We start from the raw sequence: 15167 nt of genomic DNA, 5'->3' as shown, positions 1-15167 counted from the left end.
GTGTACCATGCCACGGCGCCGCGCTCTGCTCGCGGCTCAGCGCCAGCCCCATGCTGGCGACTGCTACCCTTCCGCCGCGCGCTCCCAGGCGGCGCGGATATTCGGGCCGAGGGCTGGGTCAGAGGGATGTTGCGCCCAGATCGGCTCTGCCTGCTGCACAAGCTTGCCAAGGTCGTGCAGCGCGTCTGCCCGCCGCTCTGCGGTCATGAGCCCCTGATCGTAAAGGAAGCAGAGCCAGGCCGGCACGGCCTCCAGCGTCACTGCCGCCTCGATCACCCGGGATGAGAGGAAGCTCAGTTTCTGGGCGACGTAGCGATCCAGGCTTTCGCGGTCGGGGCAGAGCATGTCAACTGCCGTCAACGCGGTCGACTTCTGCTTGCCTTTGGGCCGCCTCACCACCTGAGCGATCGACGAGTCCGGGTCGCGCCGCTCGGCAATGTAGGTGAGCAGAGCGACCCGAGCCAACTCGGCCCGGCCGAGCGGCATGCCCCAGCGACGGACCAACTCGCCCTGGAAGCGGAAGCCGAGCCGGTTGATCCGCGTATCTTCGGGGTCATCAGCGCGATCCCAGGGCCGGTCTGCCTGGCCGGTGATGAGGGCGATCTGGTCGGCAAGGGCATTAGGGAAGTCCACCGGCCCAAACTGCTCCACGTCAGCGAGGAGGGCGGGGTCATCGGCGCCGGGCGCGACCGTGCGATTGAGGTAGGCGAGCATCGTGATCTGCTGCACCTCAGCGGCGAACTCCTCGTCCGCGCCGGGGATAAACTTGTCGGACGCCCGCACCAGCGGCCATGCCTGCGCCATCGTCTCGGCGAGCAGGGCCAGGTGGCCGTGGTAGGCCAGGCGGTCGCGGGAGAGGTAGAACATGTCGAGGTCGTCGCCGGCGGTCGCGGCCAGAGCGGCGGCGAGGGCGGGCAGGCGATCGCAGTGGCCGGCGGCGAGGGCGTCGGCGATCTGCCACTCCAGGTAGTAGGGGGCGCTGTGGGCGTAGAGGTCGGGACGGGCGGCCCGCAACTCCTCCACCAGCGCGCCCCACAGCGTGGGGCCAGCCTCGTTGCGCAGATGGGTGAGCATCTCATAGGCGTACTCGTCGTCGAGCAGGCCATCGGCCAGGGCGCGCCGGAATAGGGCGGTCTGCTCGGCGGCGTCGGCGGCCTCGAAGGTCTCCCACAGCTCCTCGCGGGCGGCCTCCTCGGGGCTGTAGGGGCGTGGATCGGGCGGCGGTGGCGGGGTGTACGAAGGGAGACCGGCGAACGAGTCGTCGCTGGCAAGGGGCTCGACGGCACGGAGCGCCGTGGCCCGCTCCTGGGCGGGCTGCCGCGCCGCAGCCTCGTCCTTGGCCAGGCAGCACTTCTTGTACTTCTTGCCGCTGCCGCAGGGGCAGGGGTCGTTGCGTCCGACTTTCATAAGCTCCTCGAAGATTATGGCAAGCGTTACAGGTGAGCGCCTAGCGCCATAGGGCGACCGGGGCGAAAGGCAGCGCGGCTCGCGGCCCGCACGACTGGAGGATTGTCCAGAGCAGGCAGCGGCTGCCGACAAGGCTATTGCCAGCGACCAGCTTGCCGCCGATCAGCTCCAGCTTCGACTCGGGCAGCTTGTCCCAGTACTCAACCGTGAGGCGTGAGCGGATGTCCGTACGTTCCATTGGTCGCCTCCCCACCTACACAAATCGGTGCGGTTATCGGCTCCCCAGGCGAAAGATCGGCAAAGAAGAGATGATACCGCAAACCGCAAGGCGAAAGGGGGCGTCATTGCCCATCCAGGGCGTATCTGCCGCTGGCCCACCGTGAGCGGCAGATGCCCGCAACGCCCGTCCACGGCACACCTTGAAATGACGAAGGGGCCGGCGTCGGGCAGATGCCAGCCCCTTCATCCATTGCCCACAAGCCTCGCACGCTGTCTCGCCCTTCGCCCTTATAGCCCAGAACCAGAAACCGCTACTTTGGCTACACGATTGGCTTCCAGAAACCGTAGGGCTAACTTGTCCGGGAGGCGTTTTAGGGCTTTGTGATGCTGGTGCCGAAGACGGGACTCGAACCCGTACGGGGTTGCCCCCAACGGTTTTTAAGACCGCAGCGTCTGCCATTCCGCCACTCCGGCATGGGGTAAGCAGGGGTATTATACCAAATGTTACGCATATGCACCACGCCCCCGTTCCTCGTATGAGGAGCGGGGGCGCGTGGTGCAACGGTAAGGATTGACACGCGGACTACAAGGTACGCACGCGGCGAATAATCGCCTTGAGCAAGTGGCTCTGTACCATCGGCTCCTGGGGCATCTGAGGCTGGGTGCGCGCAATATGCTTGAGCGGAGCAACTGCCATCATCGGGCGCGCCTGGTCGGCAGCGGGGCGCGGTGCGGGGGCACGCGGTGCTTCGACATCCTCTGCCACCGTGAGTAGACCACGGCGCAACATCGCATCGGCCAGCGAAAGAACCTTCTGGGGGCTGAGATCGAGTTCCACACAGACCATACCGAGTGTGCGCTGCGGCCAGAGTGCCCCCACCAAGCGCCACTCTTCGGCGCTGAGGTTGAAGGGGCCAGCCGAAGACGCAGTTGGCTTGGCGGGCTGTAAGCGTGTGCTCAGATTCAGTGGTGGCGGGTTGGTCTTACGAGCCGCCGCTAGGAACCAATCAATGTCGTGCGTTACACGGCGCGGTCGCTCGTTCACACTAGGGTCGTGCTCGAACGAGAAGTCGGCTTCGCGCCACTCAAGAAGGCGGAGGATAGCATCCTCAGCGTGGATAACATTGTTACCTTCAATATCGGTGACCAGCAGCGCATCGATCATGCGGCCCTCGCCGAAGAAGATCAGGCCGCGCTCCTCCTGCCGACTAAGCAGAAGCCGCCCTGAGCGATGATGTGTATGAAAAACCTCCAGCATATCCGCGAGGGGCATATCTGTGAGTGTTCCTTCGAGTGCCATCGTTCTTCTCCGTCGCTAGAGCCCTAGAGGCTATGATTGTATGTCCGTCGTCGTGTTTACCTTACCGTTGTTGGTCACTATACTGCGTGAAGGTTCGTAGATCTATGCCGCTTGTGTAACGCTTTTGATACGCTTGTGTGTCGAAGGTGGGGCAATGAGTTGATGATCGAACTGTCACAAAATACATATTGACACACTCCCCGATCAATTCTAGGATACACAGATATAGAGTCAAGACAAGGCCCAAATGGAGGATTGGTTGGTTTATTTGGTTCAGAAGATGATGTCTATGCTCTCTACCCATCCTAAAACTGGCATACGGATTGTAACAATTTTTAGCATCTTGGTGGTCGGTTTTGGTTGGGTGATCCAGGCTGAACCATCGGGTATAATGCCATCCAGGAGCCTCATCACACTTATGAGTGGGGGCGGTTTGGCGCTAATCATGATGATGTTGTTGAGCCAACTCCACAGCCATATCCGTTCAGCAAGCCAGAATAACCATCATCTCGTGCAACAGATTGATCAGCAACAACACCAACTTGAGCAGTTTGGTGAGACCAACCAGATGCTCTATCATGGGTTACAAGCGATGTCGGTAGCGGTCGTGATTACCCAATTCAAGGGTAGCGATCACCGGATCATCTATGTTAATCCAGCCTTTAGCCACCTCACCGGATATAGCTGTGAGGAACTAATTGGTCAACCCGTCGAGATATTGCGCAGCCCGTATCCAGATAGTGCGACGTTGCTGGTTCTTGATACGGCGATCCAGAAGCAACAGTCATGCACGGTAGTGTTACGCAATCAGCGCAAAGATGGGACTCTCTATTGGAACGAACTCACGACCAGCCCGATCTTTAACATGCAGCATATCTGTACTGGTTTTATTGGTATCCAGACTGATATTAGCGCCCGGGTTGCAGCCGAAGCGATGGCTGCCCAGCAGTTACGCTATGCCGAAGCGTTGGCAAACTGTTCTAGTGTGTTGCTGAGTAGCAGTTCAAGCCTACACGCCTACCAGCAGACGTTGGCGCAAGCGCTTGAAATCATGCGCCAAGCCGTGCAGGCGGATCGGGTCACCTTCTATTACTACCTTGAACCGAATAAAGAGTTGCTTGATCGGGTACTCTCGATGCAGTTACTGGCATCAGCCGATGGCCCCGATATCCCACCGCAGCGCCCCTCAACCAAGCAAGAATTGCTCGATTTCCCCACCGAGCTCTCTAGTATTGTTGAAGCACACAGCTATTTTAATGGCCCCGTGGTCGCCCGCTTTGGGGCGAATCCCGCCTTTCAACGCTACCTTGATGAGAATCAGATACGCTCTATCATCTTTCAGCCCCTGATCAATCAGGAGATGTGGTGGGGGCATATTAGTGTTAATGATCATCATCAAGTGCGGGAGTGGGACGAGATAGCGGTGCGTTTTGTGCGCACCGCTGCGGAGATGCTGATCACCTTTGTGGAGAGTTGGCAAGCTGCCCAAGCGCTGCTTGAAGCCAAGGAGGCCGCCGAAGCGGCTGATAAGGCCAAATCGGCCTTTTTGGCGATGATGAGCCACGAGATCCGAACCCCTCTCAACGCGGTGATCGGGATGAGTAGTCTGCTGCTCAATAGCGAACTCTCTGAATTGCAGCGTGAGTATGCCACCACGATTGGTACAAGTGGCAAGACGCTCCTCGCACTGATTACTGACATCCTCGATCTTTCGCGGATTGAGGCGGGGCAGATGGTCTTAGAGACCCAACCATTTAGCCTCGATACCTGCCTGACTGAGACCTTGAGTATGGTTGCGCATGCGGCTGCAACCCATGGGCTGCACCTCAAGAGCGAGGTGAGTCCGAATTTGCCAACACTGGTCTATGGCGATGTGAACCGATTGCGCCAGATTATTGTCAATCTGCTCTCCAACGCGATCAAGTTTACGCGCTATGGTGAGGTTGTTCTGAGTGCGCAGAACTACCCGCAAGCCGATGGCTTCCACTTGATTGAGATTCAGGTACGTGATACGGGGATCGGAATAAGTACTGAACAGATGGAGCGGATCTTCCAGCCCTTTGTGCAAGCCGATAGTTCCACCACCCGTCGCTATGGAGGAACGGGGTTGGGGTTGGCGATTAGTCGGCAACTGGCTGAACTGATGGGTGGTAAACTGACCGCCACGAGTGTACCGGAGCGTGGATCAACCTTTACGCTGAATCTCACGCTACAATCAGTTGATGCACCCCTCGCAAATACCGCATATGGCGCGAGTGAGATCGATCTTGAACAGATGCTCCGCGAACATCCGCTACGGGTTCTAATAGCAGAGGACAACCCGATCAACCAGACCGTGACGCTGCACCTCTTGGAGCGCTTGGGCTGTGAGGCCGATGTGGTCGAGGATGGGATTGCCGCAATTGATGCCGTAGCCAATCAGCCCTATGATGTGGTATTGATGGACATGCAGATGCCAGAACTTGATGGCGATCAGGCGAGCCGGGCCATTCGCGAATATGGCAAGCGCATCAAACAGCCCTATATCATCGCACTTACAGCGCAGGCGCGTGCCGATGATCGTGAACAGGCGCTGGCAGCCGGAATGGATGATTATCTCACCAAACCGGCCCAACTTGAGGATCTGCGATCCGTACTCATTCGGGCACTTGGCCAACGCCACGAAGCAGTGGCCGAGGTTCCGCCCACCCCCGTGCGGCAGCACGTCCCATTGATTGATTGGAACGCCTTCCTGCGGCTTGAGGCCAGTATGGGCGACAACTCGCAACAGACGATCCGTAATGTACTGCGGTTATGGCGCGAAGATTTGGGTCTCCAGGTCTCTAGCTTAGAGGGTGCCGCTAAGAGCGGAGATCGCGAACGGATCGTCACCTATGCCCAGTGTGTTGTGGAGCAGGGGCGACGGTTGGGTGCGCTGGCCTTAACTGGCCTGTGCGAAACGATCATTGAGCAAGGACATCACAGTACGCTCAATGATTTAGCGACCCTCGGTATGCAGGTCGGCCAGACCTACACCCAATCGCTCGATATTGTGGTAAGCAGTTACCCAATTGAGGAGGGGTACTAATTAGATGGAGCCTGGACACCTGCATGCCGAGAGTGTCGCCTATGCGCGCGAACTGCGTGAACTCTACCGCGCAGCAGAGCAACGAGCAGTACGCTTTCGGCTGTTGGTGGAGATGGGCCATGATCTGGTCAATGCGCGTGATCTTGACGGCCTTCTCAAGTTAGCCTTGGTACGGGCGACAACCTTCAGCGGTTATGAACGGGGCAGTGTCTTTCTACGTAGCCCTGATGGGATGCTGGTCGAACGGGCACGGATCGGGGATGAACTGACTCCAGAGAGCCAACTCAGCACCGATCTGCTGCATGCAATTCGGGTAAGTCATAGCGTCCTCAGAGCGATTCAGATCAGCGAACCGATGATTCTGAGCACGACCCCCGAAGCCAGCAGCGAACACCGCATCTCACACGTCTATCTACCCCTCATTTCGAGTAACGGGCAACCCCTCGGTATGCTACTCTTACTCAACCCCGCCACCATCCACCAACCGGATCGTGATGACCTAGAGGCACTGCACCTCCTCGCAGCCCAATTAGCGACCGCCATCCAGAGCGTGCAACACCATGAGGATGAGAGCACCCTGGTAGCACGACTGAGTGAGCGTGAGCAGCAGTTAGAAGAACTCTTTGACCGGCTCATCGGGGCGCAGGAGGAAGAGCGGCGGCGGATCGCCTATGAACTCCACGATGGCTTGGGGCAGATGATGTTGGGGGCACTCCAGCAGCTCCACATTCTGGCCGATCTCTACCGGCCACGCAGCCCACGCGCCCGATCCGCGCTGGATCGGGCGGTTGAGATGGTACAAGCCAGTGTCACCGAGACGCGCCGGGTGATCGCCGGGTTGCGCCCCACGGTACTCGATGACTTTGGGTTGGTACAAGCCATTCATATGCAGGTGAGTAGCCTGCGCAATGAGGGTTGGGAGATCACCTACACAGAGAACCTAGGTGAACAGCGCCTTCCAGCGACGTTAGAAGCAACCCTCTTTCGCATCTGTCAGGAGGCGCTGACAAACATCCGTAAACATGCGCGTACCACCCAGGCCGAGATCTGTATTGAACGCCACTCCTCGCGGGTCGAGTTAAGAATTCAGGATCATGGGTGTGGCTTTAGCACGCAACCTACGACAGCCATGAGCGAACCGGGTAGTCATGTGGGATTACTCGGCATTCAGGAGCGGGTACGGCTCTGGAGTGGTAACTATCGCATCGAGAGCCAACTAGGCCAAGGAACCTGCATCTGGGTTACCCTCCCCTTAAGTAGTGAGACTCCACCAGAGCACCATACATGAGCGAGTTGATGAACAACCAACCGGAGCGTAAGCGCTACCGCCTGATTATTGCCGACGACCACGAATTTACCCGGATTGGCCTCCGAGCGATGCTTGAGAGTGAAACCGATTTTGAGTTGGTGGGCGAGGCAACCAATGGCCAAGAGGCAGTTGATCTGTGTCAAGTGCTTCAGCCCGACCTCGCGTTGCTCGATATTCGCATGCCCCAACTTGATGGGCTTGCCGCCACCCGCATCATCCGGCAGATTGCGCCCCAAACCCGCGTAGCGATTGTGACGATGCACGAGAATCCCGACTACCTAGTGGAGGCGTTGCGCGCCGGGGTGGTCGGCTATGTGCTGAAAGATTCGACCCGCCGCACTTTTGTAGCGGCGGTACGTCAAGTCTTACGCGGCGAGACCTTCATCAATGGCACGATGACGGTGCAACTGCTCCAGCGCCTTGCTACGAGCCATGAGACGAATACGACCAGCCCGATCCAGATCACGCGGCGTGAACAGGAAGTTTTGCAACTGATCGCCGAGGGCAAGACCAACCGCGAGATTGGGCAGATCCTGAGTATTAGCATTGGCACGGTAAAGATTCATGTCGAGCATATCATCGCCAAACTCGGCGTCTCTGATCGCACCCAGGCCGCTGTGCGGGCGATAGATCTTGGGTTGCTCAAATAATAATAGGTTTTTAAGAATTATATGCCACATGGCCTATATTTTTTTGGCCAACCTACAGACGCCATCGTAACATCAAGACAGATATACTACAGCTACTACTAGACATTATGGGAGTATGTTTATGCTTTTAGCCGACACCCTACTTTCTGCACGAATCCTGATCGTTGATGATCAAGATGTCAACATCCGGCTCTTAGAACTGGTGCTGCGGCGCGAAGGCTTTACCAACATCCGTAGTGTAAGCGATTCGTATGAAGTCATTCCTACGTTTGCCTCGTACCACCCCGATATTATTTTGCTTGATCTGCTGATGCCCGGCATTGATGGTTTTGCGATCATGGAATTGCTCCGGCGGCGCATCTCAGAGGGTGAGTATTTACCGATTCTGGTATTAACCGCCGACTCGACAGCCGAGACGCGGCGGCGGGCATTGGCACTGGGAGCGAAAGATTTCTTAACCAAGCCCTTTGATCAGATCGAGATTATGTTGCGGATCTGGAATCTGTTGGAGACGCGCTTTCTCTACCGGCAGATCCAGCGTCAGAATCAGCAACTAGGGGTACAGGTGAAGAAGGGGCTACGTGATCTGGACGAGGCCCAGATGGAGGTGATCAGCCGTTTAGCCCAGGCGGTTGAGTACCGTGACGAGAACACCGGCCAACATACGCTACGGGTCGGGCGCATCTCGGCGATGATCGCACGGGTGTTGGGGTTGGATGATGAGCAGGTGGAGTTGATCCGGCTGGCGGCCCCGCTGCATGATGTGGGAAAGATTGCCATCCCCGATCAGATCCTGCTCAAACCAGGTAAGCTGACTCACGAAGAGATGGAGCAGATGAAGGCGCACACCTCAATTGGGGCGCGTTTGTTAGCAGGCAGTCGGCTGTCGCTCCTCCAAGTAGCCCACGAGATTGCACTCTACCACCATGAGCGCTGGGATGGGGCAGGGTACCCGCATGGAATTAAGGGCACCGCGATACCGATCTCGGCGCGGATCGTTGCCGTAGCAGACGCCTTTGATGCACTTACGCACGAACGCCCATATAAGAATGCATGGAGTATTAACCGGGCGGTAGAAGAACTACGCAGCCATCAGGGTACCCGTTACGACCCACAGGTGCTCGATGCCCTTGTCCAAGTCCTGGAGCAAGATGGGTTACTCAGTCGGGCCTATGCGGTATCACAGTAGAGGTAGATGGGGCTTCCTGAAGGAGTGATGGGTGCGGAATTGCCCGATATGCCGCCTTTCACCCTCGCTGTGTTCGGCCATCACCAACCCCTTCCGCACTCGTAACAATCTGATCGCGAATGCAATTCCTTTTAGTTGATCCCGCTGCTCTTTGCACTGAGTGGGCTCTTTTGTATCTAGGGCGATCATCGTATGCACCTCCGCTCAGTCGTACCAATCGCCCGTAGTCAGGTAATCGAAAAGATGAGTGACGGAGTGGTTGTCCTCAACCACTGGCAACAGGTTGTCGATCTCAACCCGGCCGCCGAACATATCTTCGGTTGGCGCACGCAGCATATGATCGGACACCCTTTTGCGACCATTTGCCCCGTATGGGCCACGATCAACCCACCGCAGATCCATGATCCCGAAACGATTCTGGAATTCAGCCAAGGTGAAGGAAGTGCGCAGCGCACCTTCGATATGCGGATCTCGGCGTTTGCGGATCGTTATGGAAAACGGAGGGGCTATATGGTGGTGCTGCGCGACATCTCGTTACGCAAGCAGGCCAAAGAAGAACTCGAAGCCCAAAAGGCATTGTTTGAGCATTTGGTCGCACTGGCCCGCGTTGGTGCTGCCCAACCAACATTGCTGGCCGCACTGCGTACTATTCTGCGCACTGCCAGTGATATTTGTAGCGCCGAGTATAGCAGTATGATCCTGTTGCGCGAAGACGGCAGCCCCATGCAGAGCTTCTTCTCCAATGGCAGTGATGAATATGAACATGATTTCACACTCATCCACGATGTTTTAGCGCATGGCTTGGCTGGATGGGTCGCACGCGAACAACAACCTGCACGAGTTGATGATACATGGGAAGATCCGCGTTGGTGGCGTGATTCCCAGACCGATCTGTTTCGCTCGGCACTCGTCATTCCCATCCCTGATGGAATCCGCATCCTGGGCGTGATCACCATGGGGCATCATGCGGTGGGCCATTTTAGCGCCGCGCATGAGCAGTTGATGCAAGCCGCCGCCGATCAGATTCGCCTAACGTTGCGCAATGCGCAGATGTTGGAGAGCCAACGCGATCTTGTTGATCGTGCCGAAGCGGCGAATCGGGCCAAGAGTAGCTTTATTGCCAATGTGAGCCACGAACTACGAACCCCGCTGAATGCCATCCTGGGCTATAGCCAGATCTTGAGCATAGATATTAAGCAACTCAAGCGCCCCGACCTTGAGGAGAGTATTGATCAGATCAGTAACGCTGGGCAACATCTGCTCGATCTGATCAATGATGTGATCGATCTCTCGCGGATTGAGGGCGGCCTGATGGACTTGAGCTACAGTTATGTAGATCTGGCCTCATTTATACAGCACCTCATCAATGCTAACCAGAACTTAGCCGCACTGAACCATAACAGCCTGATCCTTGTCTGCCCCAATGAGATCGGCCTCGTTATGATTGATGCGACTAAGGTACGCCGCGTACTGCTCAACCTGATCTCGAATGCGTGCAAATTTACTGAAGATGGCCAGATTACCTGTACGGTTGAACTGCAAAAGCCAAACGAAACTGATACCATGTTGGTGATTGCGGTACGTGATACAGGGATCGGTATTCAACCAGATCAAGTTGAGGATCTCTTCAATCAGTTCATTCAGGCGGATAGTTCCTCGACTCGGCGCTATGGTGGGCTTGGCATGGGGCTGACACTGAGTCGGCATCTGTGTCAGTTGATGGGGGGCAAGATTAGTGTGGAGAGCCGCCCCGGTTATGGCTCGATCTTCAGTGTCCATCTGCCGATCAAGTCAGAGACTGCACTCTCTCGTGCCAACCATACGGTATTGTAGTGACAGCGTTACTTCTGCTCTCCTGCCTTATATGCGATGGAGATGTATGACAAACCAGGCCACAATTCTGATCGTTGATGATCAGCCAGAACTGCTGATGGGTATCCAGATGGCGCTCGAAGCGGCTGGATACACCGTGATCACCGCGCAGGATGGACACCTGGCACTCGAACGACTCCAGCAGGATTCAATCGATCTCATCCTCGCCGATATTGCGATGCCGGAAATGAATGGGTATCAACTCTTCGAGCGGGTGCGTGGCACGCCGCGTTTATTACGCATCCCATTTGTCTTTCTGACGGCACGGGCGATGGCGAGTGACATTCGGTATGGGAAGTCACTTGGGGTTGATGACTATCTAACCAAACCGATCAAACCAGAGGATCTGCTTGCCGTGGTTGAGGGGCGGCTGCGGCGGGCACGCGAACTGAACGAGGGGCCATTGGTGCCACACGTACCACAACTTGAAGTGCTGGGTGGGGGGCGTGAAGCGATTGCAGATCTGATCGAAGTGGGGACATTACGTATCTCACCGGGGCAGCACCGAGTCTGGCTACGCGAGAATGAAATCAGTCTGTCGGCACGTGAATTTCGGGTGTTGGAGTATCTGGCGCGACGCGCCGGGCAGGTGGTACCGCCCCACGAGATTGTGCAGATGAGCCACTCACTCAACACCGATGATGCCGAAGCGAGTAGCCTACTGCGCCCAATTGTGCGCTTGTTGCGTCGCCGTTTAGGCTATGCCACAGGTGAGATGGGCTGTATCGAAAATGTGCGTGGGGTTGGTTATCGGCTGGTTGAGCCGGAGTGACGACCTGCGCGAAGGGTAAGTGAGATGATCCGTAGCGGTCACGTCCTAGTCGTTGATGATGATCCGGTGATCCGCCATTTGATGCAGCGAACCTTACAGAGTCAGGGATGTGAGGTGATGATTGCGGCCTCAGCAAGTGAGGCACTTAGTTCGGCCCTCGCCCAACCGCCCGACATCATCCTGCTGGATGTGATGTTACCCGACACCGATGGGTTGGAGATCTGCCAGCGCATCCGCGCTGAGCCATTGCTGGCCGAGGTGCCAGTGATCATGATCACCTCACTCAATGATGCCGAGTCACGGCTGCGTAGTTTGGAGGTCGGGGCGGATGATTTCATCACCAAACCGATTGACTTCATTGAATTGCGCGCCCGGGTAGGTTCGATCCTGCGCCTCAACCGCTACCGCCGCCTGCTCGAAGAGCGTACCCAACGCCTGCGGGTCGAAGAAGAGATGATGCGGCGCAACCGTGAATTGTCGCTGCTGAATGCCTTTATTATCTCCACAGCGGCAAAACTTCAGACCAGCCATCACGCCGAAGAATCGTTGCACCATGCATGTACCGTGTTGGTTCAGGCGCTTGATCTTGCGCGGTCGGAAGCCTGGATGCTGCTCGAACCACACATGGATCTGATGCAGGCACGGGTCATTGCCGAGCCAAACCCTGAGCCAGATCCGGTGGCGCTGATCACTGTGGAACAAGCGCAGATCCTGATCAATGACGAAGCGACCACAAGTTGGGTCTATCGGGGAACCTCCCTCGACACAGCACCACCCGCCGCCACCGACTGGCTCATGCGCTACTATGGCAAAGTTCCTTTAATTGCCCCGATTACGATTAAGGGCCAAGTAGCGGGAATGATTGCCCTGCTGCCCTCCGATAATCGCATGCTCGATATGCAGGAACGCGCCTTCGCCCAAAGCCTGATTAGTGCGCTTAGTCAATCTATTGAGACCTCGCTGTTACACCAGCAACTCCAGCGGCACGCCGAACATCTGGAAGAGACGGTGGCGATGCGCACGAATGAACTTCAGGCGGAACGCGACCGTACTCAGGCGATCCTAGAAGCACTCGGTGAGGCCGTGATCGTCACCGATGCAGAATTCACTATCAGTTATGGTAATCCTTCAGCCACACTCCTGACAGGATACAGTAGCAGCGAGATGATCGGACGCTCGTGGTACACCATCCAGCAGGACGAGAGCGCCTCACTACTCTACCGATCTATTCGCAACCATGTGCGAACCGGGCGCATGTGGCGCGGTGAGGTTTTAAGTAGCCGACGTGACGGCAGCACCTACGATGCGGCCTTGACCGTGGCACCGATCTTCGACCCACAGCGCACCACCACGCCCATCGGGATGGTGAGTATCCAGCGCGACATTACGCCGCTCAAAGTGGCTGAGCGGATGAAGGATCAGTTCATCTCGAATGTCTCACACGAATTACGCACCCCGCTCTCGATCATCGCGTTGCATAGTGGCAATCTGGATACCCTGTATGATCGGCTAACAGATGATCAACGGCGTCAACTCATCCGAGAGGTACGGGCACAGGTTGAGCGGCTCGACGACCTGATCGGGGATATTCTGGAACTGAGCCGGATTGATAGTGGCCAGTTACGCATCGAGGATCGGCGGGTGAACCTCGCGGATGTATTGCGCCAAGAGGCCGAGCAGTTGCGCCCGCTGGCCGAGCGCAAGAATCTACAGCTTGAACTCATCCTAGAGGAACAGATCGTTCTGCATGGTGATCCGGCGCACCTGGGGCAGTGTGTACGCAACTTGATCAGTAATGCGATCAAGTATACGCCCCAGGGTGGAGAGATTAGCTGTGAATGTCGGCGGATTGATCCGAGTAACAGTGATCTCAACGCCCAGGAGTGGCCCGATTACAACCCCAGTGATAGCGGAGCCTGGGCGGGGTTACGGGTGGTAGATACAGGGATCGGCATTGCCCCAGAGCATATTGGACACCTCTTCGAGCGCTTCTACCGCGTCCAGAACCAAACCCGTGTTCCAGGCACCGGGCTAGGATTAGCGATCACTCGTGAGTTGATCACCCGCCATGGCGGCTGGACGGCAGTTGCCTCACAACCAAGTGTAGGGAGCATCTTCGCTTTCTATGTACCATTAGCAGCCGAGGGTTAGTATGGAAACCCTCTTTGCCCCTGAGCCAGCCGAAAGCCCTGCATTACGAGCATGGCGCGAGAAGGCTCTGGCTGTCTTATTACCAACAATCCTGATCTTCTCACTGCCTTCGCTGATTGTTGATATCCTTCAGGCCATCCAACAGGATGACTATACCAAGATCCTGACAGATGTCACCTACTATGGTACCCTGGCGGTCATCACGTTTGTCCCCAACATCTCCTTCCGTCTGCGCACCACCGTCTTCCTGACCTTAGGCATCGGTTTCCATGCCTACCTGTTGATGACCACCGGCTTAGTGACGACGGGACGGATCGGGATCTTCACCGATGTAATCATGGCGGCGCTATTGCTGGGACGCCGCCCAGCAATCATCTTCTGGTTCTTGGGAGTAGTTACGCTCATCTTGGGGCTGAGCATCTTCGCCCACCAGCCACCCGACCTGATCGCAACAGTAGCCGTGAGCATGGTTGATCCGAACATGTTGTTCGCGCAGGGAGTCTTTACCGCTGCAATCAGTGCCTTTCTGTCCGGTCTCATCTTTTGGGCCTTCAACCGGCTGAATATCAGCCTGCATGCGACAGAACAAGCCTTAGGTGAGCGCGATCAAATTAACGCCACCCTAGAGAAGCGCGTTAAGGAACGCACACTCAAACTCGAGCAGACGACCAATGACTTAAGTCGTCAGTTACGCTATGCTGAAACCTTAGCGTGTTGTTCGCAGATGTTATTAGCCCAACGTGAAGAGACGCCAGAGGCGCACCTCTTTTTGATCAAACAGATCTTGAACATTCTGCGCGGAGCGACCGACGCGAGCCATATTGTGCTCTATCAACGGAGTGAAGAACCCAAGCCACGATCATTTCATGTTGTCACCTATGTCATTGGCCCCAATGTAGCCGAACCAATCCTCCCCAGCCCCGAACAACTTGCCACAATGCCCACCAACCTAAAGAAGTCGCTGTATGCCGGATATGGTTTTGCAGGGAATGTGTGTGGGCGTTTTAGTGAGTATCCAGCATTCCAGAAACTCTTTGATCAGAATGGCATTCTATCAAGCCTGCTAATACCCATCCTGTTGGATGGTGAGATGCAAGGGCTGATCCAGGCCAACGACTGCACCCAGCCGCGCACATGGGGGATCGGGAGTATCCGTATCCGTTCAGGGTGGGTCACTCCTGAGTTGCGAGAATCAGTAGAATCCGGCATACTACCGCTATGGACGAGCCAC

At 56.5% G+C, this 15167-nt stretch carries 11 protein-coding genes and 1 tRNA gene; 8 read left to right on the top strand and 4 right to left on the bottom strand.

The features are described from left to right. Nucleotides 1-63 precede the first annotated feature (63 nt). From EKD03_RS19190 to EKD03_RS15455, 4 genes are all read right to left on the bottom strand, one after another. On the bottom strand, nucleotides 64-1407 hold the full coding sequence (locus EKD03_RS19190) for an SEC-C metal-binding domain-containing protein (RefSeq protein WP_238613547.1): 1344 nt from the start codon (nucleotides 1405-1407) through the stop codon (nucleotides 64-66). Between the two features lie 40 nt (nucleotides 1408-1447). Beyond that, complete coding sequence (locus EKD03_RS15465; protein ID WP_129632846.1) at nucleotides 1448-1645, bottom strand: hypothetical protein; 198 nt, start codon at nucleotides 1643-1645, stop codon at nucleotides 1448-1450. Nucleotides 1646-2014: 369 nt separating this feature from the next. Beyond that, nucleotides 2015-2100: transfer RNA gene (locus EKD03_RS15460), tRNA-Leu, on the bottom strand. A 109-nt stretch (nucleotides 2101-2209) separates the two neighbouring features. Continuing rightward, nucleotides 2210-2926, bottom strand: a complete 717-nt coding sequence (locus EKD03_RS15455) for a DUF4388 domain-containing protein (protein WP_129632844.1) — start codon at nucleotides 2924-2926, stop codon at nucleotides 2210-2212. 418 nt (nucleotides 2927-3344) lie between these two features. Here EKD03_RS15455 and EKD03_RS15450 point away from each other — a divergent pair, with 418 nt between their 5' ends. The 8 genes from EKD03_RS15450 to EKD03_RS15415 form a co-directional block, all read left to right on the top strand. Then, a complete protein-coding gene (locus EKD03_RS15450; RefSeq protein ID WP_161569283.1) occupies nucleotides 3345-5993 on the top strand; it encodes an ATP-binding protein in 2649 nt (882 codons plus the stop codon). A gap of 4 nt (nucleotides 5994-5997) precedes the next feature. Then, on the top strand, nucleotides 5998-7281 hold the full coding sequence (locus EKD03_RS15445; RefSeq protein WP_129632838.1) for a sensor histidine kinase: 1284 nt from the start codon (nucleotides 5998-6000) through the stop codon (nucleotides 7279-7281). Nucleotides 7282-7289: 8 nt separating this feature from the next. Then, nucleotides 7290-7952 (top strand): response regulator, encoded by a 663-nt coding sequence (locus tag EKD03_RS15440; protein ID WP_129632835.1) that lies wholly within the window; start codon nucleotides 7290-7292, stop codon nucleotides 7950-7952. Between the two features lie 121 nt (nucleotides 7953-8073). Next, nucleotides 8074-9141: an HD domain-containing phosphohydrolase gene (locus EKD03_RS15435; protein ID WP_129632832.1), complete on the top strand. Its 1068-nt coding sequence runs from the start codon at nucleotides 8074-8076 to the stop codon at nucleotides 9139-9141. Nucleotides 9142-9333: 192 nt separating this feature from the next. Beyond that, nucleotides 9334-10974, top strand: a complete 1641-nt coding sequence (locus EKD03_RS15430; RefSeq protein WP_129632829.1) for a PAS domain-containing sensor histidine kinase — start codon at nucleotides 9334-9336, stop codon at nucleotides 10972-10974. A 46-nt stretch (nucleotides 10975-11020) separates the two neighbouring features. Further along, on the top strand, nucleotides 11021-11785 hold the full coding sequence (locus EKD03_RS15425; RefSeq protein ID WP_161569282.1) for a response regulator transcription factor: 765 nt from the start codon (nucleotides 11021-11023) through the stop codon (nucleotides 11783-11785). A gap of 24 nt (nucleotides 11786-11809) precedes the next feature. After that, nucleotides 11810-13936 (top strand): response regulator, encoded by a 2127-nt coding sequence (locus EKD03_RS15420; protein ID WP_129632823.1) that lies wholly within the window; start codon nucleotides 11810-11812, stop codon nucleotides 13934-13936. A 1-nt stretch (nucleotide 13937) separates the two neighbouring features. Beyond that, the coding region (locus EKD03_RS15415; RefSeq protein WP_202976801.1) for a hypothetical protein at nucleotides 13938-15167 on the top strand (1230 nt) is incomplete at its 3' end.

The organism is Candidatus Oscillochloris fontis, assembly GCF_004138135.1.
Lineage (GTDB): Bacteria > Chloroflexota > Chloroflexia > Chloroflexales > Chloroflexaceae > Oscillochloris > Oscillochloris fontis.
Note: the sequence above shows the minus strand (reverse complement) of the source record. Positions and strands in the feature narration are given on the sequence as shown.